The organism is Saccharomonospora glauca K62, from assembly GCF_000243395.2.
Classification (GTDB): domain Bacteria; phylum Actinomycetota; class Actinomycetes; order Mycobacteriales; family Pseudonocardiaceae; genus Saccharomonospora; species Saccharomonospora glauca.
The window spans coordinates 339245-362434 of record NZ_CM001484.1; the positions used below are offsets into that span (position 1 = coordinate 339245).

The 23190-nt window shown below is 68.8% G+C and carries 22 protein-coding genes and 1 tRNA gene; 9 read left to right on the top strand and 14 right to left on the bottom strand.

Going from position 1 to position 23190, the window contains the following annotated elements; all coding sequences use genetic code 11:
* Positions 1 to 15: 15 nt before the first annotated feature.
* The 3 genes from SACGLDRAFT_RS01720 to SACGLDRAFT_RS01730 all read right to left on the bottom strand — a co-directional run bounded on the left by SACGLDRAFT_RS01720 (position 16) and on the right by SACGLDRAFT_RS01730 (position 3623).
* Positions 16 to 1080 (bottom strand): 2-oxoacid:ferredoxin oxidoreductase subunit beta, encoded by a 1065-nt coding sequence (locus SACGLDRAFT_RS01720; protein WP_005461244.1) that lies wholly within the window; start codon positions 1078 to 1080, stop codon positions 16 to 18.
* The gene (locus tag SACGLDRAFT_RS01725) at positions 1077 to 3029 is read right to left on the bottom strand and encodes a 2-oxoacid:acceptor oxidoreductase subunit alpha (protein WP_005461245.1); all 1953 of its coding nucleotides are present in this window, start codon (positions 3027 to 3029) and stop codon (positions 1077 to 1079) included. The genes SACGLDRAFT_RS01720 and SACGLDRAFT_RS01725 overlap by 4 nt, the downstream gene beginning before the upstream one ends.
* A gap of 147 nt (positions 3030 to 3176) precedes the next feature.
* Entirely contained in the window at positions 3177 to 3623 is a 447-nt protein-coding gene (locus SACGLDRAFT_RS01730) for an Lrp/AsnC family transcriptional regulator (RefSeq protein ID WP_040919488.1), read from the bottom strand.
* A gap of 74 nt (positions 3624 to 3697) precedes the next feature.
* Here SACGLDRAFT_RS01730 and ddaH point away from each other — a divergent pair, with 74 nt between their 5' ends.
* Positions 3698 to 4522 (top strand): dimethylargininase, encoded by an 825-nt coding sequence (gene ddaH / locus SACGLDRAFT_RS01735; RefSeq protein WP_198283522.1) that lies wholly within the window; start codon positions 3698 to 3700, stop codon positions 4520 to 4522.
* A gap of 145 nt (positions 4523 to 4667) precedes the next feature.
* Here ddaH and SACGLDRAFT_RS01740 read toward each other — a convergent pair whose 3' ends face one another.
* Genes SACGLDRAFT_RS01740 through SACGLDRAFT_RS01755 form a run of 4 tightly spaced genes read right to left on the bottom strand, consistent with a single transcriptional unit; the run spans position 4668 to position 8180 of the window.
* Positions 4668 to 5522: a metal ABC transporter permease gene (locus SACGLDRAFT_RS01740; RefSeq protein WP_005461258.1), complete on the bottom strand. Its 855-nt coding sequence runs from the start codon at positions 5520 to 5522 to the stop codon at positions 4668 to 4670.
* Positions 5519 to 6409, bottom strand: coding sequence for a metal ABC transporter permease (locus SACGLDRAFT_RS01745; RefSeq protein ID WP_005461260.1), 891 nt, complete (start codon positions 6407 to 6409; stop codon positions 5519 to 5521). Before SACGLDRAFT_RS01745 ends, SACGLDRAFT_RS01740 begins: the two co-directional genes overlap by 4 nt.
* Complete coding sequence (locus tag SACGLDRAFT_RS01750; protein WP_005461262.1) at positions 6406 to 7176, bottom strand: metal ABC transporter ATP-binding protein; 771 nt, start codon at positions 7174 to 7176, stop codon at positions 6406 to 6408. The genes SACGLDRAFT_RS01745 and SACGLDRAFT_RS01750 overlap by 4 nt, the downstream gene beginning before the upstream one ends.
* Entirely contained in the window at positions 7173 to 8180 is a 1008-nt protein-coding gene (locus SACGLDRAFT_RS01755; RefSeq protein WP_005461263.1) for a metal ABC transporter solute-binding protein, Zn/Mn family, read from the bottom strand. Before SACGLDRAFT_RS01755 ends, SACGLDRAFT_RS01750 begins: the two co-directional genes overlap by 4 nt.
* Positions 8181 to 8426: 246 nt before the next feature.
* On the opposite strand from SACGLDRAFT_RS01755, the gene htpX reads away from it, so the two are divergent.
* Positions 8427 to 9290 carry a zinc metalloprotease HtpX gene (htpX, locus tag SACGLDRAFT_RS01760; RefSeq protein ID WP_040919494.1) on the top strand — a complete coding sequence of 288 codons (864 nt, stop codon included), beginning with the start codon at positions 8427 to 8429 and terminating at the stop codon, positions 9288 to 9290.
* Positions 9291 to 9299: 9 nt separating this feature from the next.
* On the opposite strand, the gene rfbA is transcribed toward htpX, so the two are convergent.
* Positions 9300 to 10181 (bottom strand): glucose-1-phosphate thymidylyltransferase RfbA, encoded by an 882-nt coding sequence (gene rfbA / locus SACGLDRAFT_RS01765; protein ID WP_005461268.1) that lies wholly within the window; start codon positions 10179 to 10181, stop codon positions 9300 to 9302.
* A gap of 186 nt (positions 10182 to 10367) precedes the next feature.
* Between rfbA and SACGLDRAFT_RS01770 the strand changes: the two genes are divergently transcribed.
* The gene (locus tag SACGLDRAFT_RS01770) at positions 10368 to 11792 is read left to right on the top strand and encodes an MBL fold metallo-hydrolase (RefSeq protein ID WP_005461270.1); all 1425 of its coding nucleotides are present in this window, start codon (positions 10368 to 10370) and stop codon (positions 11790 to 11792) included.
* Between the two features lie 7 nt (positions 11793 to 11799).
* On the opposite strand, the gene SACGLDRAFT_RS01775 is transcribed toward SACGLDRAFT_RS01770, so the two are convergent.
* On the bottom strand, positions 11800 to 12474 hold the full coding sequence (locus SACGLDRAFT_RS01775; RefSeq protein WP_005461273.1) for a DUF4232 domain-containing protein: 675 nt from the start codon (positions 12472 to 12474) through the stop codon (positions 11800 to 11802).
* A 542-nt stretch (positions 12475 to 13016) separates the two neighbouring features.
* Positions 13017 to 14195 carry a helix-turn-helix domain-containing protein gene (locus tag SACGLDRAFT_RS01780; RefSeq protein WP_005461275.1) on the bottom strand — a complete coding sequence of 393 codons (1179 nt, stop codon included), beginning with the start codon at positions 14193 to 14195 and terminating at the stop codon, positions 13017 to 13019.
* 493 nt (positions 14196 to 14688) lie between these two features.
* Between SACGLDRAFT_RS01780 and SACGLDRAFT_RS22220 the strand changes: the two genes are divergently transcribed.
* Positions 14689 to 15363, top strand: coding sequence for a hypothetical protein (locus tag SACGLDRAFT_RS22220; RefSeq protein ID WP_005461277.1), 675 nt, complete (start codon positions 14689 to 14691; stop codon positions 15361 to 15363).
* A gap of 437 nt (positions 15364 to 15800) precedes the next feature.
* Here SACGLDRAFT_RS22220 and SACGLDRAFT_RS01785 read toward each other — a convergent pair whose 3' ends face one another.
* Both SACGLDRAFT_RS01785 and SACGLDRAFT_RS01790 read right to left on the bottom strand, forming a co-directional pair.
* Positions 15801 to 16331, bottom strand: a complete 531-nt coding sequence (locus tag SACGLDRAFT_RS01785) for a GNAT family N-acetyltransferase (protein WP_005461280.1) — start codon at positions 16329 to 16331, stop codon at positions 15801 to 15803.
* Positions 16331 to 17122: a GntR family transcriptional regulator gene (locus SACGLDRAFT_RS01790; protein ID WP_005461282.1), complete on the bottom strand. Its 792-nt coding sequence runs from the start codon at positions 17120 to 17122 to the stop codon at positions 16331 to 16333. Before SACGLDRAFT_RS01790 ends, SACGLDRAFT_RS01785 begins: the two co-directional genes overlap by 1 nt.
* A 149-nt stretch (positions 17123 to 17271) precedes the next feature.
* Between SACGLDRAFT_RS01790 and SACGLDRAFT_RS21460 the strand changes: the two genes are divergently transcribed.
* Genes SACGLDRAFT_RS21460 through SACGLDRAFT_RS01805 form a run of 3 tightly spaced genes read left to right on the top strand, consistent with a single transcriptional unit; the run spans position 17272 to position 20344 of the window.
* The gene (locus SACGLDRAFT_RS21460) at positions 17272 to 17772 is read left to right on the top strand and encodes a hypothetical protein (protein ID WP_005461283.1); all 501 of its coding nucleotides are present in this window, start codon (positions 17272 to 17274) and stop codon (positions 17770 to 17772) included.
* Positions 17769 to 19139 (top strand): replication initiator, encoded by a 1371-nt coding sequence (locus tag SACGLDRAFT_RS01800; protein ID WP_005461284.1) that lies wholly within the window; start codon positions 17769 to 17771, stop codon positions 19137 to 19139. Before SACGLDRAFT_RS21460 ends, SACGLDRAFT_RS01800 begins: the two co-directional genes overlap by 4 nt.
* A complete protein-coding gene (locus SACGLDRAFT_RS01805; protein WP_005461285.1) occupies positions 19139 to 20344 on the top strand; it encodes a tyrosine-type recombinase/integrase in 1206 nt (401 codons plus the stop codon). The genes SACGLDRAFT_RS01800 and SACGLDRAFT_RS01805 overlap by 1 nt, the downstream gene beginning before the upstream one ends.
* Positions 20345 to 20372: 28 nt before the next feature.
* Here the strand turns inward: SACGLDRAFT_RS01805 and SACGLDRAFT_RS01810 are convergent, their stop codons facing one another.
* Entirely contained in the window at positions 20373 to 20864 is a 492-nt protein-coding gene (locus SACGLDRAFT_RS01810) for a YajQ family cyclic di-GMP-binding protein (RefSeq protein WP_005461287.1), read from the bottom strand.
* Between the two features lie 117 nt (positions 20865 to 20981).
* Here SACGLDRAFT_RS01810 and SACGLDRAFT_RS01815 point away from each other — a divergent pair.
* Both SACGLDRAFT_RS01815 and SACGLDRAFT_RS01820 read left to right on the top strand, forming a co-directional pair.
* Positions 20982 to 21063, top strand: a tRNA-Tyr gene (locus tag SACGLDRAFT_RS01815).
* 100 nt (positions 21064 to 21163) lie between these two features.
* Positions 21164 to 21556, top strand: a complete 393-nt coding sequence (locus SACGLDRAFT_RS01820) for a VOC family protein (protein ID WP_040919500.1) — start codon at positions 21164 to 21166, stop codon at positions 21554 to 21556.
* Positions 21557 to 21578: 22 nt separating this feature from the next.
* Here the strand turns inward: SACGLDRAFT_RS01820 and SACGLDRAFT_RS01825 are convergent, their stop codons facing one another.
* Positions 21579 to 23069: an amidase gene (locus tag SACGLDRAFT_RS01825; protein ID WP_005461290.1), complete on the bottom strand. Its 1491-nt coding sequence runs from the start codon at positions 23067 to 23069 to the stop codon at positions 21579 to 21581.
* Positions 23070 to 23190 lie beyond the last annotated feature (121 nt).

Sequence of the window (23190 nt, forward strand, 5' to 3'; positions counted from 1 at the left end):
GTCGTGGTTCGGAAGTCAGTCCACCGTCCAGGTGTCCTTGCCGGTGAGCAGGGCCTGCAAGTCGGCGGGCTTGGCACGGGCCGCCTCCTCCACCTGAGCACGGGCGAGGTCGTCGTAGGTGGGACGACTGACCTGCCGGAAGATGCCCGTGGGCGTGTAATTGAGGTGTTCGTCGCTCAGGCGCGACAGCGCGAATGCGTACGAGCTGTCGGCGATGGTCGGGTCGTGGACGACGAGGTTCTCCTCGCCGAGCTCGGAGACCTTGCCGACCTCCAGCCCACCCCAGCCGGAGCGGCCGACGCCGAACTCGCCCTCGGGGCCGAACCGGATCGGCTCGCCCGGCACGAGGGGAATGAGGCGGCGGGACGCCTCGTCGGCGTCCTTGAGCACGTCGAACGCGCCGTCGTTGAAGATCGGGCAGTTCTGGTAGATCTCCACGAACGCCGAGCCGCGGTGCTGCGCCGCGGCCGTGAGCACCTCGGTGAGCCCCTTGCGGTCGGAGTCGAGGGCGCGTCCCACGAACGTTGCCTCGGCGCCCACCGCGAGCGAGACCGGGTTGAACGGCGTGTCCAGCGATCCCATGGGAGTGGACTTGGTGATCTTTCCCGATTCGCTGGTGGGCGAGTACTGGCCTTTCGTCAACCCATAGATGCGGTTGTTGAACAACAGGATCTTCAGGTTGACGTTGCGGCGCAGCGCGTGGATGAGGTGGTTGCCGCCGATGGACAGCGCGTCGCCGTCGCCGGTAACGACCCACACCGAGAGGTCGGGGCGGGTGGTGGCCAGCCCGGTCGCGATGGCCGGGGCCCGACCGTGGATCGAGTGCATCCCGTAGGTGTTCATGTAGTACGGGAAGCGGCTCGAACACCCGATGCCGGAGACGAAGACGATGTTCTCACGCTTCAGACCGAGCGTGGGCAGGAAGGACTGGATGGTGTTGAGCACGACGTAGTCGCCGCAGCCGGGGCACCACCGGACCTCCTGGTCGGACTTGTAGTCCTTGGCCTTCTGCTTCTCGTCGGTCGTGGGGACGAGGTCGAGCCCGCCGAGGGCCGGCAGACCCAGGTCGACTTGGGTCACTTGACCACGGCCTCCTTGTTCGCTGTGCGGTCGGCGATGTCGGTGAACACGTGCTCCAGTTCCTCCGCCTTGAACGGAAGACCCGCGATCTTGGTGTGTGAGTGGATGTCTACGAGGTACTTCGCGCGCAGCAACGTCGCGAGCTGCCCCATGTTCATCTCGGGCACGATCACGGTGTCGTACGAGCGCAGCACCTCGCCCAGGTTCGCGGGGAGCGGGTTGAGATGGCGCAGGTGGGCCTGCGCGATCGGGATGCCCTTGCGGCGGACCCTGCGACAGGCGGCGCCGATGGGGCCGTAGGTGGAGCCCCAGCCGAGCGCCAGCACACGGGCCTGACCGTTGCTGGGGTCGTCGACCTCGACGTCGGGGACGTCGATGCCGTCCACCTTGGCCTGGCGCAGCCGCACCATCTTGTCGTGGTTGGCGGGGTCGTACGAGATGTTGCCCTTGCCGTCGGCCTTCTCCAGACCGCCCACGCGGTGTTGCAGACCCGGCGTGCCCGGAATGGCCCACTCGCGCGCGAGGGTCTCGGGGTCACGTACGTACGGCCAGAACTCCTCGGAGCCGTCGGGCGCGTTGGGCTTGTCCGCGAACTTCACCCGCAGGTCGGGCAGTTTCTCGACGTCGGGGACAAGCCACGGCTCGGAGCCGTTGGCGATGGCCCCGTCGGACAGCAGCAGCACCGGCGTGCGGTAGGTCAGGGCGATACGGGTCGCCTCCAACACGGCGTCGAAGCAGTCCGCGGGCGAACGCGGTGCCACGATGGGGACGGGCGACTCGCCGTTACGGCCGTACATGGCCTGGAGCAGGTCGGCCTGCTCGGTCTTGGTGGGCAGCCCCGTGGACGGGCCCCCGCGCTGCACGTCGATCACCACGAGCGGCAGCTCGATCATCACGCCGAGGCCGATGGTCTCCGACTTCAACGCGATACCGGGGCCGGAGGTCGACGTCACGCCGAGGGCGCCGCCGTAGGAGGCGCCGAGCGCGGCACCGATGCCCGCGATCTCGTCCTCGGCCTGAAACGTGATGACGCCGAAGTTCTTGTGCTTGGAAAGCTCGTGCAGGATGTCGGACGCCGGGGTGATCGGGTAGGTGCCGAGGAGCACCTGGAGCCCGGAGAGCTGCCCCGCCGCCACGATGCCGTAGGCGAGGGCGGTGTTGCCGGTGATCTGGCGGTAGGTGCCCTTGGGCAACTTCGCGGGCGCCACCTCGAAGGTGGTCTTGAACGCCTCGGTGGTTTCGCCGTAGTTCCAGCCCGCGCGGAACGCCAGGATGTTGGCCTCGGCGATCTGCGGCTTCGCGGCGAACTTCTCCCGCAGGAACGCCTCGGTGCCCTCGGTGGGCCGGTGGTACATCCACGAGAGCAGGCCGAGCGCGAACATGTTCTTGCAGCGTTCGGCGTCCTTCTTGCCGAGCCCCGTGTCGGCGAGCGCGCCCTGGGTGAGCGTGGACATCGCCACCTCGTACACCTGGAACGCCGACAACGAGTCATCGGTCAGCGGGTTGGTGTCGTAGCCGACCTTGCTCAGGTTGCGTTTGGTGAACTCGTCGGTGTTGACGATCACCATGCCGCCGTGCGGCACGTCGCCGATGTTCGCCTTCAGCGCGGCCGGGTTCATCGCCACCAGCACGTCGGGGCGGTCGCCCGGCGTGAGGATGTCGTAGTCGGCGAAGTGGACCTGGAAGCTGGAGACTCCGGGGATGGTGCCCTGGGGGGCCCTGATCTCGGCGGGGTAGTTGGGCAGGGTGGCGAGGTCGTTGCCGAACGCGGCCGCCTCGGACGTGAACCGATCGCCCGTCAGCTGCATGCCGTCGCCGGAGTCACCCGCGAACCGGATGACCACTCGGTCGAGTCGGTTGACCTCGGTCCGTCGGGCCGAGGTCAACGCGTTTTCCTCGTCCGAACCGCCGAGACCCTCACCGCCGCTTGCGCCTGCGCTTGTGCTCATGGGCCAGCAAATCCCTCTCTCCAGACTCCGGCGCGCGACGCGCTCATACCTCGAGATTACTTGGCCTTCTGCGGCGTCGTGCGCCCTTGTGGTCCGGCTTACCTGTAACCGGCGGTAACAGGGTACCTCGGTTTCAGTTCCCGGGATTCAGCTGCCCGGATGCGGCGGTCGTTCCAGCAACGTTGATAGCACAACCGTCGAGACGGTCCTGTCGATGATCTCCAGCCCTCGGAGTCGTTCCAGCGCGTCCTCCAGGTGATGGATGTCGGCGGCCCGCAGGTGCACGATCGCGTCCGCCGCGCCCGACACCGTGTACGCGGCGACGACCTCCGGCAGGGGTTCGAGGTGCGATCGGATTCGCGCGGGCGAGATGTTGCCCTGGCAGTGGACCTCGACGAACGCCTCCGTGCCCCACCCCAGGGCCTCCGGGTCGACCACGGCGGTGAAGCCGCGAAGAACCCCCGTCTCCAGCAGGCGGTCGACCCGGCGCTTCACCGCGGGCGCGGAGAGTCCCACGACCTTACCGATCTCCGCGTAGCTTGAGCGAGCATTCGCCACCAGGCACGAAACGATACGTTGATCCAACGTGTTCACACGCAACAAATAGCACATAGATGCGCAATCAATGGCAATTGATTGCGAGATTACGCTGCGCATACATTCGATGTATGCGCGTACCTCTGCCCCGTCACTACGTGATGTGCCCGCCGCGGTACTTCGCTGTGGACTACGCCATCAACCCCTGGATGGACCCGAACGTGCCCGTGGACCGGGAGCGCGCGTTGCGGCAGTGGACGGAGCTGCGGGACACCTATCGCAGGCTCGGTCACCTCGTCGACGAGGTGGAACCGCAGCCCGGACTGCCCGACATGGTGTTCGCCGCCAACTCGGGCACCGTCGTGGAAGGCCGGGTGCTCGGCGCAAAGTTCGCGAACCCGCAACGTTCCGCCGAGGCCGAACACTTCCGCCGGTGGTTCGTGGAGCACGGCTTCCATGAGATCACGATGCCGCAGGAGACTAACGAGGCCGAGGGTGATTTCGCGTGGACCGGCCACCTGCTGCTCGCGGGCACCGGGTTCCGCACGGACCCGAAGGCCCACACCGAGGCGCAAGAGGTCCTGAAGGTACCGGTGGTGTCGCTGCGACTGGTGGACCCGCGCTACTACCACCTCGACACCGCGCTGTTCGTGCTGTCGGAGGCCACCGACGACCGGCCCGCGCACATCGCCTACTACCCCGAGGCGTTCTCGCCGGGGTCGCGGGCCGCGCTGCGCAGGCTGTTCCCCGACGCGGTCGTGGCCGACGCCGACGACGCCGCGTGCTTCGGGCTCAACGCGGTCTCGGACGGCCGCCACGTGGTGCTGCCCGTGGAGGCCACGGCCCTGGCCGAGAAGGTCGCCGCCCACGGTTACGAACCGGTGTTCGTGGACATCTCCGAACTCCGCAAGGCCGGCGGCGGCCCGAAGTGCTGCACGATGGAGCTCCGCAAGTAACCCCACTGCCGTGTCCGCAGCCTGTGCACGCGTGTCCGCAGGCTGCGAACGCGTGTTCGCATTTCCCGTACTTCGGCTCCCACTCCCGGCACGCGCGTGCGTACGCCAACTGCGGACACGCGTACGCCAGCTGCGGACACGATGGTCAGGGGGACTTGCGGCGGCGGGCTAGTTTGTTCACGGCCAGCGCCACGGTGAACAGCGCGCCGGAGGCGAGGCCGATGGCGCCCGCGACCGACGAGTCGAGCACCAGCGCCGCGCGGTGACCGATCAGGGAACTCGCCCAGCCGACGGCCACCGCGACGAGCAGCATGGGGCCGAGCCGGCGAGTCAGCAACCGAGCCGTGGCGGCGGGGACGACGAAGAACGTGATCACCAGGATCGCCCCGACACTGTCGAACGCGACGACGGCCGTACCCGCCACCACGACGAGCAGCAGGCGGCCCACCAGCGCGCCCCGCAGCCCGGAGAGCTCGGCGAAGTCGGGATCGAAGGTCGCCGCCGAGAGCGGCCTCCACAGCAGCGCGACGAACAACCCCGTGCACACCGCCGTCAGCCCGGTGGCGAGCAACGACGTCGGCACCGGGGTCCCGAGGACGGTCACTGTGCGCAACGGCGTGAACGTGATGTCGCCGTAGATGGCGGAGTCGAGGTCGATGTGAGCGCCCGAGGCGAAACCGCTGATGCCCAGCACCCCGAGCGAGAACAACGCCGGGAACGCCAGCGCGAGCGCCGCGTCGGACGCCACGACCCCGGTCCGCCGCAGCCACTCCGCGCCCGCCACGCAGGCCACCCCGAAGGCGGTGGCTCCGAGCACGGTGGTCGCCGAGGCGCGTTCCCCGGTGAGCAGGAACACGAGCACGATGCCGGGCAACACGGCGTGGCTCACCGCGTCGGGCAGCAACGCCTGGCGGCGGAGCAGCAGGAAACTGCCGAGCACCGCGCACGAGGTCGACAACAGTCCGGCGATCACCACGATCAGCACGTCGTCGGAGGTCATGCGGCACGCTCCGGACGACGAGCCCTTCGGACTCTGGCGATCACCCCACGCCGGGGCGCGAAGACGACGGAGAGCAGGGCGACGCCGGTGGCGAGCAACACGATCACGGGCCCCGCGGGCAGTTCGGCGCGCCCGGAGAGCACGCCGCCGAGCGCTCCGCACGCGGCCCCGATCGCCCCGGACAGGGGCACGAGAGCCGAGAGCCGCTTCGTCACCTGCCGCGCGGCCACGACGGGCGCCACCAGCAGCGACACCATGAGGATCGCACCGACCGTGCGAACGCCGAGGACCACGGCCAGCGCCAACAGTCCGGTGCTCACCGCGTCCACCGCCCACGTCGGCACGCCCGCGACCGAGGTGAATCCGGGGTCGAAGGCGGCGCTGCGGAGGAGGCGGAAGCCCACGACGACGGCGGCCAGTCCGACGGCTCCCAGCGCGAGTGCTACGGCGATGTCGCGTTCGGACATCCCCGCCGTCTGGCCCAGCAGGTAGTTCGCCAACCCGGCTTGGCTGCCGTCACCGGACGCGGAGACGTGGGTGACGAGCACGATGCCCGACGACAGCGACACCGACAGCACCACACCGATGGCGGCGTCCGGCCGGAGCCTGCCCGCGCGTTCGAGAGCGATCATGGCGAACGCCGCCAGCGCTGCCGACACCGTGGCGCCGAGCAGTAGGAACTCGGGGAGCTTCGCACCGGTGGCGAGGAAGGCCACGGCGACGCCGACGAGTGTGCCGTGGCTCATCGCGTCGCCGAACATGCTGCGCCGCCGCAGCACGGCGAGTGGCCCCAGGGCGCCCGCCACGAAACCCACAACGGCGGTACCGGCCACCACGACCGCGTCCGGGTACGGCAGCGGCAGCAGCGACAGTAGCCCTTCGATCATGAGTCCAACACCAGGGGAGCCATGCCGTAGGCGCGTTCGAGGTTCTCGGTGGTGAGCACGTCCGCCACCGGGCCGTCGGCCACCACACCGCCCGCCATCAGCACCGCGTGGTCGAACCGGTGCAGCACCGTGCGCAGGTCGTGGTGCACGGCGATCACGGAGGCACCTCGATCGCACAGGTCGGTGAGCACGTCGAGCAACGTCGACTCGGTGCGGGCGTCCACGGCGGTGAACGGCTCGTCCAGGATCACCAGTTCCGCTCGCTGGGCGAGCGCCCGCGCGAGGAACACTCGCTGGCGTTGTCCGCCGGACAGTTCGTCGAGTGGGCGGTCGGCGAGGTCGACGACGCCCACCTGTTCCATCGCCTCGGCCACCAGTTCGTCGTCGGTGTGGGTGAGCTTTCGCCACCAGCCTCGATGTGGGTAGCGCCCCATCTCCACCACCTGCACGGCGGTGATGGGGAAGTCACTGGCCACCGAGTCCTGTTGCGGCACGTAGGCGACGCGGCGACGTACCCGGTCCAGCGGTTGCCCCAGCAGCCGTACCCGGCCCCGCACCGACGGGACGAGCCCGAGCGCGGCCTTCACCAACGTGGACTTCCCCGCGCCGTTGGGGCCCACGATCGCGCTCAACGCACCGGCCGGGATCTCGGTGCTCACGTCGGTGAACACGGTGCGTCCCCCGTAGGCCGCGGTGACGCCCGCCATGCTCAACGCGGGCACGGTGTCGCGCCGGGTCTCGGACGCGCGCCGGGATGTCGTGGTCATCGCAACCCCTCCGCTATGCGCTCGGCATTGGCGCGCACCATGCCGAGGTAGGTGCCCTCGGGGGTGCCGTCCGCGCCGGTGGAATCGGAGTACAGCGGAGCGCCGAGCTTCGCGTCGCCTCCTCGGTGCCGCACGGCGGCGAGCACGGCGTTCACCGTCTGTTCGGACACGCTGGTCTCCACGAACACCGCCCCGACATCGCGAGCGGCGACCACGTCGGCGACCCGGTCGATGTCGGCCGTGCTGGCCTCCTGCTGGGTCGAGACGCCCTGCACCGCCACCACGTCCAGGCCGAACGCCCTGCCGAAGTAGCGGAAGGCGTCGTGCGAGGTGACGAGCACCCTCGACCGTTCGGGGACGGCGTCCACCAGCGCGCGGATCTCCTCGTTCAGGGCGAGCACCCGTTGCCGATAGGTCGCCGCCCGGCGGTGGTAGTCGGCGGCGTGGGCCGGGTCGAGTTCGGCGAGTTCCGCGGCGACGGCGTCCACGACGTATGCCCACAGCCGTGGCTCGAACCACACGTGCGGGTCGTACTCCTCCTCGGGGGCCGCGCCGGGCGGCGGGGACAGCAGCAGGTGTTCCGGCACGGCCTCGGCCGCGAACAGCACGGGTTTGGTCTCGGCCACCGCCCGAAGCGTCCGCATCAGTGACCCCTCCAGGTACAGGCCGACGGCCACGACGGCGTCGGCGCGGCGCATCTCGCGCAGATCGCTCGCCTTCGCGTGGTACAGGTGCGGGTCCACTCCGGGGCCCATGAGCCGCACCGTCGTCACGTGGTCGCCGCCGATCCGGCGCACGGTGTCGTCCAGGAACGTCGTGGTGGTGACCACTCGAAGCGGTGCCCCCCGCCCCGGCGAGGCGGACGAGTCGGACCCCAGCGCGGACCCCGCGGCCACGGACACGGCAAGGGTGGCCGCCACGACCAACGCCACCGCCGTGCGCACGTCTCGGCGCCGGGCCCGGCGCCGCTTGCGGGCCAAGGACAACGCCTCGTCGAGCCCCACGGACCACCTCTTTTCGGTATGCCGAAATTCAGAGTAAGGGATGGCGAACTACGGTGTCGCGGTGGCCGGGGAAGCCGCCCCGGCCCGGCACCGTCCCCCGCGGGCACTCCTCGGGTAACCGGCCGCGATAAGAGTGATGCGGAGGACACCCGGAACATCCCCCTCGGCGGACTCGTTCGACACGTGGGGGGACGGTTCGGTTTCGAAAACCGCGTCTCACCGTGTCGCGAATGGGAGGCGGAGTACTTGCACAGCCATCGCAACGGGTTGAAGACGGCGTTGCTGCTCGGCCTGCTCAGCGCGCTGATCATCGGCATCAGCGGACTGTTCGGCCGGGGAGCGCTCGTCATCGGCCTGCTCGTCGCGCTCGCCGTCAACGGTTACGCGTACTTCAACTCCGACAAGCTCGCCCTGCGCGCCATGCGGGCCAGGCCGGTGTCGGAGGCCGAGCAGCCGGCGATGTACCGCATCGTTCGGGAGCTCGCCACCTCGGCGCGTCAGCCGATGCCCCGGCTCTACGTGAGCCCCACCCAGGCCCCCAACGCGTTCGCCACCGGCCGCAACCCCCGCAACGCGGCCGTGTGCTGCACCACCGGAATCCTGCGGCTGCTCGACGAACGCGAGCTACGCGCCGTGCTCGGCCACGAGCTCTCTCACGTGTACAACCGGGACATTCTGATCTCCAGTGTCGCCGGGGCGCTCGCCAGCGTCGTGAGCTTCCTCGCCAACATGGCGATGTTCTCCGGGCTGTTCGGCGGTAACCGCGAGGGCGGGAACAACCCCATTGCCGCGCTGCTGCTCGTCTTCCTCGGCCCCTTGGCGGCGGGCATCATCCGCATGAGCGTCAGCCGCTCGCGCGAGTATCAGGCCGACGCCTCCGGCGCCGAGCTCACTGGCGACCCGCTGGGCCTGGCCTCGGCCCTGCGCAAACTGCAACAGGGGACGCGCGCCCTGCCGCTCGCCCCCGAGCCCAGGGTGGTCTCGCAGTCCCACCTCATGATCGCCAACCCGTTCCGGCCGGGGGAACGGGTGTCCCACCTCTTCTCCACCCACCCGCCCATCGAGGAACGGGTGCGCAGGCTGGAAGAGATGGCGCGACGGCCGTTCTGAGGTCGGCCGTCAGACCGTGGCACCCGCGTCGCGGGCCACGCGCATCACGTACTCGCCGTAGCCGCTCTTCGCCAACTTGCTGCCCAGGCGGTAGCACTCGTCCGGCGTGATGAACCCCATGCGGAGGGCGACTTCTTCCAGACACGCGATCCGAACCCCCGTGCGGTGCTCCAGCACCTGCACGAACTGACTCGCTTCGAGCAGGGATTCGTGCGTGCCCGTGTCGAGCCACGCGAAACCCCGGCCGAGGGTGAGCATCCGGGCCCTGCCCTCGCGGAGATAGGCGAGGTTCACGTCGGTGATCTCCAACTCCCCACGTGCCGACGGCGTGAGGCCCTTCGCGATGTCCACCACCTGGTTGTCGTACAGGTAGAGGCCCGTGATCGCGAGGTTCGACTTCGGCCGGGCTGGTTTCTCCTCGATCGACAGCAGGTTGCCCTCGGCGTCCACCTCACCGACGCCGTAACGCTGCGGGTCCTTGACGGAGTACCCGAACAGGGTGCACCCGTCGAGGTTCGCCGTCTCCTGGCGAAGCATCCCGGAGAAGCCCCGCCCGTAGAAGATGTTGTCGCCGAGGATCAGCGCGACCTGGTCATCGCCCACGAAGTCGGCGCCGATGACGAACGCCTCGGCGAGCCCGTTGGGGCTCGGTTGCTCCGCGTACCGCAGGTCAAGGCCCCACTGACTGCCGTCGCCGAGCAGCCGCTGAAAGTTGGGCAGATCGGTGGGGGTGCTGATCAGCAGGATCTCCCGGATGCCGGCCAGCATCAGCACCGACAGCGGGTAGTAGATCATCGGCTTGTCGTAGACGGGCAGCAGCTGTTTCGAGGTCGCCTGGGTGATCGGATGCAGCCGGGTGCCGCTGCCACCGGCCAGCACGATGCCCTTCATGCGCCCTCCGCGTTCTCGCCGACAGACTCGCCGGTGGGCAGCGTATCGCGGGCCGTCCGTGTCCGTGACCGGTTCGGGGTGAGGTCACAGCTGTCCGCGAAGCACGTCCTTCCAGCCCTATCGCCACCCCGTCGGGGCGAGCACGATGGAGGTGACTGCCGTCGACGAGGGAAGGGCGCGGCGCCGATGAGTGACAACCCTCGATACCGAACCGATGACCCCACACTGCCCGACGGCTTGACCGTGGACGTGATCGAGACGTCGTCGTTGGGGGACCGCAGCTACCTCGCCGCGGACGGGGAGGTAGCCGTGGTGGTGGACCCCCAGCGTGACGTCGACCGGATACTCGCGGCGGCGGGACGGCGGAACGCGCGAGTGGCGCTCGTGCTGGAGACCCACGTCCACAACGACTACGTCTCGGGTGGGCTGGAGCTGTCCCGGCTGACCGGGGCCGAGTACGCGTTGGCCGCCGAGTCCCCCATGGCCTTTCCGTACCGCGGCCTGGTCGACGGCGAGACGATCGAGGTCTCGCCCAGACTTCGCGTGAGGGCGGTGGCGACCCCCGGACACACCTTCCACCACCTGTCGTACGTGTTGGAGAGCGGTGAGGGGCCGGTGGGGGTGTTCACCGGTGGCTCCCTGCTGTACGGCACCACGGGGCGCACCGATCTGCTGGGAAAACAGCACAGTGAGGAACTCGCCCGGCACCAGCACGCCTCCGCGCGCAAGCTGGGTGAGCTGCTGCCCGACGGCGCGCACCTGTGGCCCACGCATGGTTTCGGCAGCTTCTGTTCCGTGAGTCCCGCGCGGGGAGACGCGTCCACGCTCGGGGAGCAAAAACGCGCCAACCCGGTGTTCACACTGGCCGAACACGAGTTCGTCGAACAGACACTCGCGGGCCTGGACGCCTACCCCGCCTACTACGCGCACATGGGGGTCATCAACAGCGCGGGCCCGCCGCCACTGGATCTGAGGGCGCCGCAACGCGCCGACGCCGAGCAGCTCCGAGAACGCCTGGACAACGGAGAATGGGTCGTCGACCTGCGTTCCCGCAAGGCTTACGTGAGATCGCACCTCGCGGGCACGGTGAGTCTGGGGCTGGACGGAGCAATGGTCACCTGGCTCGGCTGGCTGATCGAGTGGGGTTCACCGATCACTCTGCTCGGCGAGACGTCGGACCAGGTGGCGACGGCGCAGCGCGAACTGGCCCGTATCGGCATCGACCGTCCCGCCGGGGCCGCCACCGGGACCCCGGAGCAATTCGCGGTCACTCCGGGGCAACTCCGCAGCATTCCGGTGGGGACGTTCGCCGATCTCGCCGAGGCCCTGCGGCGGGGTTCTCACGCGTTGCCCCACCCGGACGTGGTGTTGGACGTGCGCACCAACAGGGAGTACGCGACCTCCCATGTCCGCGGCGCAGTACACCTCCCGCTGTACGACCTGCTCGACCGTCTCGCCGAGCTGCCTTCGGGCGCGGTGTGGGTGTACTGCGGCAGCGGCTATCGAGCCACTGCCGCGGCCTCACTGCTCGAACGCGCGGGCCGGACGGTGGTGGTGGTCGACGACAAGTTCGACAACGCCGAACCCGCGGGGATACCGGTGGAGCCGTGAACCGGGCTCAGTACCCGCCCGGACCCTTCTCGATCGAGGTGACCGAGAGGTGGCTGCCGGTGATGTCGGTGCGAGAGCAACCGAGACCGGGGGCTTCGACGTACTTCGACGCGCTCTCCTTCGGCGGGTAGACCCGTAGGCCTCGCACTTCGGTGGGTCCGCACATCGACTCGTCGTAGTTGAGCACCTGGGTGAACCCGACGTTGGAGTGGGCCACCTCGCCCGGCTGCAGCGTCAGAGCGGGGCCTTCCTCGCCGTTGTGCTCCGCGCTCTTACCGACCTGGTGACCGTCGTCGCCCGCGACGTAGGCGACCTCGGGGAAACCCTGAAGTACACAGGGGACGTCGCCGACGTTGGTGAACTGCAACGGCCGGTACACCGTGCCCGCGGCGCCCTCTTCCTGTCCGAGCGTCACCTCCAGATTCCCCGACGTGCAGTAGGTCGGGTCGGGTGGAGGCTGCTCGGCCTCGGCCCTGGATTGGGCGGGCTCGGCTGGTGCCTCGCTGCTGCTCGGTGGCGGCTCGGACTTCGGGGAGGACGGGGCCTGCGAAGCGGTGGATGTCGCCGAGGAAGGCGACGTGTTCTGAGCCTGCTCGTCACCACCCTCCGGAGAGCATCCGGCCAGAGCGAGCGCCAGGCCTGCTGTGGCGAGCAGTACGTGTGCCGTGCTTGTCCGTTTCATGGCCACCCCCTTTGGTTTCACATTTCACGACGCCGCCGCGGCGAAGGAGGTTGCCCTGTCGGCCCAAAGACCCTCCGAAGGAGGGGCGCGATCTCGATCGGAGGAAGACGCTCGGTCAAGGGGCCGACGCAGTGTCACGGCGCGGACGTCGACGGAGTGGCCCGTGTCCTTCTCGGCGGTCCCCACGACGCCGAGGGCTCGCGGTGGGTGAGGAGTCGTGGCGCGTGTCCGAAAGGCGGTGAGCTGGTGTGGACCGCGGAGTTCTCCCGAGACAGACCTCGCAGGGCATCCCACGGAGTGTGTCGAGCCGATCGACCACGCCGGGGGTGAACGAGGCACCGCACAAGGCGGTGAGACGTCGGGGAACCTCGCCGAACGGCTCGGGTACGGGGACGAGGTGGACGACCCGTTGCGAGGTCGGGACGACACCGGGGACGGGTCGCACGAGCAGGTAGGTCGGTTCGGTCATGCGGTGACCTTCGTGCTCGTGAGCGGGGTTTCCTTGCCACGGTGGCAAGGTTCCACGGGATCACTCCTCCGGGCTACAGGTCCAGTCCGGCGCGGGAGGCGAGGCCGCGAAGTTCCGTTCCGACAGCGTCGGCGCGACCGCGCTCGATCAATTCGATCACCAGTCCGCGTGCGACTCGTGATCCGTGGACCCTCGCGGGTGCGATTCCCTCCGCCGTTCGCAGGGAGTCCACGGCGTCGGAGCGACGCTGGCGGATGCGGGCGCAGGCGCGAGCGCGAGCGAGGTGGTAGGCGACCCGTCTCGTGGGGTTGGGGAGGGACGCGGGGGCGATGCGGTCGGTGAGGGCGGCGGCGGTGGCGTGGTCCCCGCGTTCAAGAGCGGCACTCGCCCGCCAGAGGTCCACGTTCGCCGGCCCGAACCCGAACCAGCCGAAGTCGTGCCCGTCGACATGCCGTGCGAGGTCGGCGGCCTGGTCGAGTGCGGCCGCCTCGGTGGCGACGTCGCCACTTGCGGCCGCAGTGAGGGAGCGCGCGAGCGCCAACATGCCGGAGAGGTGAAGGCCCGCCGTGTCCGCGGTGCCGGGGGCGGCGTTCGTGATCACCCTGGAGGCGAGTTCGAACTCTCCTTCGCCCACCAGACCGAGGCCCACGCCGAACGCGGCAGTGGCGACACTGACCGGGTCCTCGGCGCGGTGCGCGGCGTCGCGGGCGAGGATGGCGGCTTGCCAGGCGAGGTCACCGGGACCACCGATGTCACCGAGCCACGCCGCCGTGCCCTGCACGTGGAGGAGAGCCGCGAGACGGAGAAGCTCGCGGACGTCCCTCCCCGCTCCGATCGAGCTGTGGACATCTCTCACGAGTTGAGGAAGTTCGTCTCCCACCGTGCGGTAGTCACAGGCGCGCTGCGCGTCCAGGAGAGCACTCGTGCGGTTTCGCAGAGTGTCGAGCGGGACGACGTCCCCGCCGGGAAAGCCGACGCTCACGGCGAGCAGAGCGGCGCGAACGGCATCCACCTGGTCACCGGCGATGCCGGTTTCGACGGTGACGGGCACGGAGGGGCCGACGATGTCGGCGGGGGCGACGTCGAGCGCGCGTGCGAGAGCCGCGACCAGTGACCTGCGATCGAGTGCGCGTTGCCCACGTTCGAGGCGGGAGAGGTACGAGGGGGAGATACCGGCAAGTCCGGCCACGACGTCGAGGGATCTGCCGCGTGCCCTGCGGATGCGGCGGAGGTTGGCTCCGGGGTGCTCCATGCCGTCTGCCTCCCGTGTAGCTGGTCCGGGTTCAGTGTGCCGGGCGAGACGGGATTCGGGGAGTGACAGAGGGACTCGACGCGAGGGGAGGACCGCGGGCGAGGACTGCGTTGCCGGTTGGTCCCCACCGCGAAGGCGGTGGGAGCCGGATGCGGCCCAGGCGCCGTGGGCCGCATCCGATCGGTCGGTGAGCGGGCGGGGTGCATCCCGACACGGATCGAGGCGATCTCGACGAATCGCCCTTCGGCTTGCCCAGTCGAGGATGCGCTCGTAGCCGCCGGAAGTGCCGCTACCGATAGTTGGTGAACTGCGTCCGACCTGGGGTGATGCCTTGCGGACGGCTTCTGAACTGCCGGTTTGTAGTGGTCACTTACCGTTGGTGATGGACGCTGGTTGGTAACGGCTGTACCGGATTTGTACCGAGTTCGCTATGCCGGAGCGTTCCGGTGCGACACTCGTCGGGTAGTCAGTCTTTGACGGTTAGGAAGCGTGAATGGTGGAGACTACTGGCGAGAAGCTGCTGCCGAACGATGGGGATTCCGGTATGCAGCTATGTCCAGTTGTGCAATTGGATTTGGCGTCAGCTAAGACATTGGCGGATCAGGTTTCAATAATCCAAGACCTGAGATCTGTAAGTGAGTACTGTGATCGCTTATTTGAAATATTGCGTGAACCTGAAGATAGGCAGGATAGTGTCGCAATGCAGGCGTACTGGACTGCTGCTTTGGTTTCATATTGGAGGTGCTTCAACACTGGGAAGAGGTTTGGGTTGACGGAAGAAGACGTGAAGGCGCTTCCTTATAAGGGTGAGGTCGTCGAGTATCACAGATGGCTTGGTGACATGCGGAACAAGAACGTTGCGCACTCTGTCAACCCGTTTGAAATGGTGAAAGTTGGTGCTGTGCTCAGCCCGGATGGTGTTAATCCGCGAGAGGTGCAGGGCACGGGGGTGTTTAGCGCGCGCTACGTCAGTGTGGACGAAGGGGGCGTCCAGCAGCTTGCTTCTCTCGCTCGCGGATTAGCCGAACTTGTTTCGAAGCGTGCTGAAACACAGCAGGAAGTTGTGTTAGAAGAAGCGCGAAAGATGGAATTTGACCGGCTTCGTCGAATGCCGCAGTTGGGCGGAACTATTCCTTCCTCCGAGGATGCTGCTCGCGCTCGGAAATGAGCCGCCTGCTTGGTGGTCATCCCGTCGCCTGATGGCGTCTCGATCACGCCGTGTCGGGGCCGCAACCTTCCTCGATAACCGGCGGCTTGCGTTGCCAGGCTTGCGGCTCCGGCGCGGGGTGATAGCCATCAGGTCAGGCGACGGGATGACCACCAAGCAAGCCACCCCACCAACCGGAACCGCCGGCACTTCCCGGCCATCCCGGAGCCTGCCCGCCCGGCGAGGGCATCTCTTCTCGTCTCCTGCTCTGCGGTCCCGCCGTGGTTCCCGGACCGCCTGCCTTCCGCTCCTGGGTCCGCGTGCGGGACGGCGGGACCGGCGTCAGCCGCACGCCCGGCGGCCCGCTGGCGCGGACCCACAGTCAGCAGGCAGGCGGCCCCGGCGGGGCCGCCCTTGACCATGTAGAGAAAGTCCTCACCGGATGTGCGCCGGGTGATCTACGGGGCGGGGCTGACGTAGCAGTAGGCGGGCACGAGGCCGTGGCCTGAGTCGTGGTCGGTCGTTCCGATCCTGTGCCATCCGAGACGTTCGTAGAGGCGGATCGCGGCCTGGTCCTTCTCCATGACGTCCAGCACGAGGCGTAGCCCTTCACCGGCTGCGTGGCCCATCACGGCACGGGTGAGTAGTTCGCCTGCTCGATGTCCTCGGGCTTCGGGGTGGACGAACAGTCGACCCAACACGGCGATGTCCGCGGCTGCGCCCTCGGCTGTCTCGCGGAACATGATGGCCGCTGCGTCGGTGTTCGTGGGCTCGGTGATGCAGGCGTGACCGACGACCTCACCGGCCAGCTCGGCAACCCACGCCTTCACTAGTCCGGCGGGCTTGAGCCAGGCTTCCGGGTCGGCGACTCCTTCGACGGGGTAGCCGTCGGCCTCGTGTACGGCCACCAGGGCGGCAGCACACGCGGGGAGGTCGTCATCACGGCGAGGACGGACCACCGGGGTCGGCTGTTGGTGCGGCTCGAACATCAGTCCTCCACGGGCATGGTGTAGTCCAGGCCGGTCAGGTCGGCGCGCATGACGAACCTCGTCACCTCGAACGGTCGGCCGAGGTGGTCGATGCCGGTGTGCAGCACATCGAGTACCGGAACACCGTCCGGGATGGACAGCCCCGTGGCTTCCTCGTGGGTGGGCATCCGGGCGGAGACTTCTTCGCGGATGCGGGTGATCGGGTGTCCGAGTTCCTCGAACCGCGCGTACAGGCTGCCCTTGCCCATCTTCGCCGACGTGGCCAGCACCGAGCCTGCCGCGATCTCCCACGGGATGTAGGTGACGCCGACCTGAACGGGGTCCTCGTCGGCGTAGTACCAGTTCTCGCGGCGCACCACGGACGGCTCGGCCGGGTCGACGTCCAGGCGCTCGGCGACGTCCTCGGGCGGCTGGACACGCTCGATCGACGTGCAGTCCACGCGGGCCGTGCGGCCCTGCTTCGCCACCTCGGCGCGATAGGGCGACAGCCCTGTCTCGTTCCGGAGGCTGTGCGAGTACCGCTCGCTGCCGAAGCGGAGTAGGCGTCGCTTCTCGCGGACGAACACGCCCTTGCCGTGGTGCGCGGTGACCAGGCCCTCGTCGGTGAGCAAGCGAATGGCTTCGCGGGCGGTGTTGCGGGCCACGCCGTACTTGGCGGCCAACGCTCGTTCGGACGGCAGCTTGGCACCGGGAGGCAGGTCGCCTGAGGCGATCGCGCTGCGCAGCTCGCTCGCCACCTGGCGGCTCGGGAGCTGCGTCCCGTCGCTGGGACGGCTCTGAGAACTGTTCACGATGCCTCGCTTGCTGTCGGCGGTCTTATCTCTCCATCGCGGTCGAGTGTACTGGCTCAAGCCAGCTATTGACGGGCGGCGCGCGCTCACACTTTACTGGCTTAAGCCACTACTGGCTCAAGCCACTTTGCTTGGGAGGGAACACGCTCATGGGTGCGTTGGCGTTGGTGACGGAGGAGGCGTGCGGGACTGGGGTTCCGGAGTCGTTTCGGTTCGGGGATGACAACCCGTGGACGGGGTGGTCGTTTGCGGAGTCGCGGTATCGGGATCTGCCGGATCACGTGGCGGATGTGGTGCGGGATCGGCTGAAACTGGATGCCGAGGAGTGGGACGGCCTGGTGGAGTGCCGTGCGGTCGCCGAGGTGGTGGACCTGGACACGGTGTTCCGGACGGCGCGGGGGCTGGCGGGGCCGAAGCCGGGCATGTTGCCGCTGAAGGAGTGTGATCACTGTGGTCGGCGGCATCTGCGGGTGGAGATCACCTATCGGCGGTGCGTGTGTGGTGGCACGGGTCTGGCTCAGTCGAATGGGGTGGTGGCCTATCCGATGCGGTCGTGCCCGCTGTGCCAGGGGGACGGCCAGATGGCCACCTACGGCAGTGCGGGCTTGGTGGCTCAGGTCCAGGCGTGCCGGGCCGGTGGTGCCGCGTGACACCAGTGCGAACCTCCCGCCTGGTCGGGGAGCTGCCGGGCGAGGACGAGCGGTTGGCGCTGCTGCTGCGGGGCTCGGGGTTCCGGTCGTGGCGGGCCAAGGTCGAGGCGGTCGGCGGGTGCGCGAAGCCGGTGCGCCTGGCGGGCTCGGCGGTGTGGGAGACGGCTGATGGTCGGCGGGTGCGGGAGTTGGACGGCACGCTGTTGGCCGCGTGCGGGAATCGGCGGGAGTCGGTGTGTCCGTCGTGCGCGCATCGGTATTCGGCGGACACGTTCCACCTGGTCCGTGCGGGCCTGTCCGGTGGCAAGGGCGTGGCGGAGGCGGTGGCGGGGCATCCTCGGCTGTTCGTGACGCTGACCGCGCCGTCGTTCGGGTCGGTGCACAACCAGCCTGCCACCCGCAGCGGTCAGCGTCGCCCGTGCGCCTGCGGGCGGGTTCATCACGACTACGACCCCGTGTTGGGCACGCCGCTCGATCCGGAGTCCTACGACTACGTGGGCGCGGTGTTGTGGCAGGCGCACGCCTCGGAGCTGTGGCGGCGCTTCACCATCACCTGTGCCCGGCATCTGGCCCGCGCCCTCGGGGTACGGCCGAGCGCGCTGAAACACCACCTGCGGCTGTCGTATGCCAAGGTGGCGGAGTATCAGCGGCGGGGCCTGGTGCACTTCCACGCCGTGATCCGCCTCGACGGACCCGACGGCCCCGACACCGCGCCCCCGGCGGCGGCCACGGTCGGCCTGTTGGAGCGGGTGGTGCGCTCGGCAGCGGCAGCGGTGGCGGTCGACTCGCCACCGTCTGAGGCGGTGGGGGCGCGGCGGCTGGTGTGGGGTCGTCAAATCGACTGCCGGGCCATCACCGAGACCGAGCCGGATGATCCGGCGGCGTTGGTGCGGGGCTCGTCGGTGGCCTCCTACATCGCCAAGTACGCCACCAAGGGCACCGGCCATGCCCCCGGCGCGGACACCCCGATTCGCTCCGAACAACACATCGCCGACCTGGATGTCACCGACCACACCCGCACCATGATCCGCACCGCCTGGTGGCTCGGCGGGCTGCCGGAGCTGGCGGATCTGCGGCTGCGGAAGTGGGCGCACATGCTCGGCTTCCGCGGGCACTTCCTCACGAAGTCCCGCCGCTACTCCACCACCTTCACCGCCCTGCGCGGCGCTCGTCGGGAGCACCGTTTCGCCCAGGAGCTGGCCGACCTCGGCATCCACGACCCCGACCAGGTCACCGTCATCAACGACTGGTCGCTGATCGGCGTCGGCTACCGCAGTGCTGCCGAACGCGACTTCGCCCACGCCATTGCCGAGAAGGCCATTCAGCGGCGAAGGGGCCATCGGGTCGAGAGTGCGGCGGTGGTGTGATGGCGGTCGATGACCTTTGGTACCACCGCGCTCGTGATCCCGAGACGGGAGAGCGGCGGCCGACGAAGCGCCACGGTCGCGGCAAGCGGTGGCGGGTTCGCTGGATCGACCCCGAGACGGGGCAGACTCGTACGCAGCTCTTCGATCGGCGGGCCGATGCCGAGCGGCACGACGCCAACATGCGTGCGGACATCTCGCGGGGGCAATACGTGGACCCTCGCGCGGGCAAGCTCACCGTTGCCGAGTACGCCGAGCACTGGCGTCGGACCCAGCTTCATCGGCAGAGCACGGCCGAGCGAACTGAGCGGGTCATTCGACGGCACATCGTTCCCGTGCTGGGGGCACTGCCGCTGGCGCAGGTACGGAGCTCGCACATTCGAGGGTGGGTCAAGGACCGCGCGGAACGCCTCGCGCCGAGCACGTTGGCGACCGTCTACCACGGCACGCTCGTGCCGCTGTTCAATGCGGCCGTCGCCGACAAGCGCATCGGCAGCACGCCGTGCGTCGGCATCCGATTGCCGGAGGTCCCGGACACGCGGTACTACATCGCCAAGCCGGAACAGGTGCATGCGCTGGCGGAAGCCTTGCCCGAGCGGTACCGGGCGATCGTCTACCTCGCTGCCGGCTGCGGCTGGCGTGGTGGCGAGATCTTCGGCCTCGAACGCGATGCGATCGACTTCGAGCGTCGCGAGATACACGTCCGCCAACAGCTCACTGTCGTGAGCGGGCGAAGCCCCTTCCTTGCCCCGCCGAAGACAAAGACCAGCATTCGGACGAACGAGCTACCCGTGGTCGTGGCGGAGGCGCTGCGCCACCACCTGGAGACCTTCCGGTCATTGCCCGAGGAGATCGACGACGAGACGGACCCGCGCCGGCCGATCCGGCGTCCGGCCGATCTCGTGTTCACGCGAGGAGACGGCCGGCCGATTCATCGATCGGACTGGTCGTTCATCTGGCGGCCCGCGGTGGAGAAGGCGGGCCTGCCGAAGGGATTCGGCCTGCGTGACCTGCGGCACTACTTCGCCACGGTGCTGATCTTCGGGGGAGCCAACGTCAAGACCGTTCAGCTCGCGATGGGTCACACGACGCCGACGGTCACCCTGAACACCTACGTGGGCTACTGGCCGGACGCCGTGGACCAAACCCGCTCGCTGGTGGACTCCGCCCTCGGTTGTACCGGGGATGTGCCCGGCGGCACCGATTGACGCATTACCGCAGGTCACGCAGCGAATGTCACCGGTAGTTGGTGAACTGCAGGGCGATGCCGAAGTCCTGGTTCTTCAGCAGCGTGATGACCTCCTGGAGGTGGTCCTTCTTCTTGCCGGACACCCGGAGCTGGTCACCCTGGATCTGGGCTTGCACGCCCTTCGGGCCCTCGTCGCGGATGAACTTGGCGATCTTCTTCGCCTTGTCCGCCTCGATGCCTTCAAGGATCTTGCCGTTGATCTTGTAGACCTTGCCGGAGACGGCGGGCTCGCCGGCCTCGAAGGCTTTGAGGGAGACACCGCGCTTGACCAGTTTCTCCTTGAAGACCTCCACCGCCGCCTTCGCGCGCTCCTCGGTCTCGGCCTCGATCGTCACGGCACGCTCACCGGCCCACTCGATCTTGGCGCCGGTGCCGCGGAAGTCGAACCGCGTGGACAGCTCCTTGCTCGCCTGGTTGAGCGCGTTGTCCACCTCCTGACGGTCGACCTTGCTGACGACGTCGAAAGAGGGATCGGCCACGTCATACACCTCGTCGTTTCGGCTGTTGGTTGGCTCTCACCCTAGTCAGTGCCAACCCCGCCGGTTGGGTGAGTTGGGGGTTCGCTATCCTTGGTGTCAGCCGGATTCACCGGTCTCGGCGGGTTACCCGAGTGGCCAAAGGGATCTGACTGTAAATCAGACGGCTCAGCCTACGGGGGTTCGAATCCCTCACCCGCCACAAGCAGGCGAAACGCCCCGCTGCCAAGTCAGGTAGCGGGGCGTTCGTCGTCGTGTGGGGCGTCCGAGGGGCGACGGGAGGAACGCCTAGGTTCCTCGGCATTCGACTGCACCTGATCACACTGGTGGTGGACGACTACGACCGGGCCATCCGGTTCTTCGTGGACGCCTTGGGTTTCGAGCTCGTCGAGGACACCCCGGCGCTTGCGAACGACGGGCGCCCCAAGCGGTGGGTCGTCGTCCGGCCGCCGGGCGGGGAGGCGGGCATCCTGCTTGCCCGAGCTGACGGTGAGGACCAGAGAGCCGTGGTCGGGAAGCAGTTCGCGGGCAGAGTGGGGTTCTTCCTGCAGGTGGACGACTTCGACTCCGCGTTCGAACGGATGGTCGCGGCCGGGGTCGAGTTCGTGACGGCGCCCCGCACCGAGAGCTACGGGCGGGTCGCCGTCTTCCGGGACGTCGCGGGTAACCGGTGGGATCTGCTCGGTCCCGCATGAGGCGCCGCGCCTTCGGCGTCCGTCACAACTCCGGTTCCTCGTCCGCCCAGGGCTGCTCGGCCTCCAACTGCGTGGCCAGGGCCAGCAGGGTGGCCTCTCCGCCGAGCCCGGCGACGAACTGCACCCCGAGTGGCAGGCCACTCGCCGTCCGGTAGAGCGGCACGGACATCGCGGGACGCCCCGTGAGGTTGGCCAGTTGCGTGAACGGCACCGGCGCGAGGTTGGCGAGGATCTGGTCGTTCCACACCTTGGTGCGGGCGAGCGGCCCGGTGAGGTGGAGCCGGAGCAGGAGCTCCCCACCGAGGCGCAGCAGCGGCGGGGTGGCCAGCTCGCCGACCCGCACGGGCGGGCGAGAGAGCGTCGGGGTGAGCAGCAGGTCGTATCGCTCGTGGAACTCGGCCAGTGCGCGGGTGTAGTCGTTCCAGCGTTCCCCGGCCGCGGCGTAGTCCACTGCCCGCACGGTGCGCGCGACGGCGGCGAGCAGCCGGGTGTCCACTTCGAACTCCCGATCGCGCGCGCCGAGGTTCCGCTTGAGCTCCGCGATGGTCGCGGCCGTCTGGGCCGACCACATCGTCATGAAGTCGCGGGCCAGGGCCACGCCGTCGATGTCGGGCTCGGCCGGTTCGACGTCGTGGCCGAGCTTTCCGAGCAGCGAGGCCGTGTGTTCCACGGCGGCCACGGCGTCCGCGTGGACGGGCATCCCGAGCGGGGAGCGGGTGGTGAAGCCGATGCGCAGCTTCGACGGCGTCCGCTTGGCCAGCTCGACGTACGACGTGTCGGGAACGGCCGCCAGGTACGGGCCGCCGAGGTCCGGGGTCCGGGTCAGCACGTCGAGCATCGCGGCGGTGTCGCGCACGGTCCGCGACACCACGCCGTCCGTGGCGGCGCCCGACAGGGACTCGCCGCGGTCGGGTCCCGCGGGCACCAGACCTCGGCCGGGCTTGAGGCCGAAGATGCCGCAGCAGGCGGCCGGAATCCGGATGGACCCTCCGCCGTCGCTGGCGCCGGCCACCGGCACCACGCCCGCGGCCACCGCGGCCGCCGAACCTCCGGACGAACCGCCGGGCGTGTGAGCGAGGTTCCACGGGTTGCGGGTCGGCCCGGTGGCCTCGGACTCGGTGACGCCCTTCGTGCCGAACTCCGGGGTGGCGGTCTTGCCGAACACCACGAGCCCGGCGTCGAGCCAGCGTCGGACGACCTCGCTGTGCCGGGCCGGCACGTTGTGGCGCAGGGCTCGGGACCCGCTCCCGGTGGGCACGCCCGCGTAGTCCTGCGAGAGGTCCTTGAGCAGGAACGGCACCCCCGCGAACGGCCCCGACAGCTCGGAGGCCGCCCGCTTCCTGGCGATGTCGTACATCGGGTACACGATCGCGTTCAGCCGACCGTTCACCTGCTCGGCGCGCCCGATCGCGGTCTCCAGCAGCTCACTCGGCGACACCTCCCGGCGCGCCACCAGCTCCGCCAGCCCCACCGCGTCGTATCGCCGGTACTCGTCGTATTCGATCGCCGTCATCGCCACCGTCCGAGAGTTCTTCCGCGGGTCCGATCGGATCAACGTCTCGGTCGGTCCGGCGTGACGGTCGGCCGCCGTGTTCGTGACCTTGGTCGCTCGAAGGCGCCCACGGTCTCCTAGG

Excerpts from the sequence above, each read along its gene's own strand:
- SACGLDRAFT_RS01825 (WP_005461290.1), bottom strand. The coding sequence starts at position 23,069 with ATGACGGCGATCGAATACGACGAGTACCGGCGATACGACGCGGTGGGG.
- ddaH (WP_198283522.1), top strand. The coding sequence starts at position 3,698 with ATGCGCGTACCTCTGCCCCGTCACTACGTGATGTGCCCGCCGCGGTAC.
- SACGLDRAFT_RS22220 (WP_005461277.1), top strand. The coding sequence starts at position 14,689 with ATGGTGGAGACTACTGGCGAGAAGCTGCTGCCGAACGATGGGGATTCC.
- SACGLDRAFT_RS01745 (WP_005461260.1), bottom strand. The coding sequence starts at position 6,409 with ATGATCGAAGGGCTACTGTCGCTGCTGCCGCTGCCGTACCCGGACGCG.
- SACGLDRAFT_RS01750 (WP_005461262.1), bottom strand. The coding sequence starts at position 7,176 with ATGACCACGACATCCCGGCGCGCGTCCGAGACCCGGCGCGACACCGTG.
- rfbA (WP_005461268.1), bottom strand. The coding sequence starts at position 10,181 with ATGAAGGGCATCGTGCTGGCCGGTGGCAGCGGCACCCGGCTGCATCCG.
- SACGLDRAFT_RS01770 (WP_005461270.1), top strand. The coding sequence starts at position 10,368 with ATGAGTGACAACCCTCGATACCGAACCGATGACCCCACACTGCCCGAC.
- SACGLDRAFT_RS21460 (WP_005461283.1), top strand. The coding sequence starts at position 17,272 with ATGGGTGCGTTGGCGTTGGTGACGGAGGAGGCGTGCGGGACTGGGGTT.
- SACGLDRAFT_RS01780 (WP_005461275.1), bottom strand. The coding sequence starts at position 14,195 with ATGGAGCACCCCGGAGCCAACCTCCGCCGCATCCGCAGGGCACGCGGC.
- SACGLDRAFT_RS01805 (WP_005461285.1), top strand. The coding sequence starts at position 19,139 with ATGGCGGTCGATGACCTTTGGTACCACCGCGCTCGTGATCCCGAGACG.
- SACGLDRAFT_RS01725 (WP_005461245.1), bottom strand. The coding sequence starts at position 3,029 with ATGAGCACAAGCGCAGGCGCAAGCGGCGGTGAGGGTCTCGGCGGTTCG.
- SACGLDRAFT_RS01775 (WP_005461273.1), bottom strand. The coding sequence starts at position 12,474 with ATGAAACGGACAAGCACGGCACACGTACTGCTCGCCACAGCAGGCCTG.
- SACGLDRAFT_RS01740 (WP_005461258.1), bottom strand. The coding sequence starts at position 5,522 with ATGACCTCCGACGACGTGCTGATCGTGGTGATCGCCGGACTGTTGTCG.
- SACGLDRAFT_RS01785 (WP_005461280.1), bottom strand. The coding sequence starts at position 16,331 with ATGTTCGAGCCGCACCAACAGCCGACCCCGGTGGTCCGTCCTCGCCGT.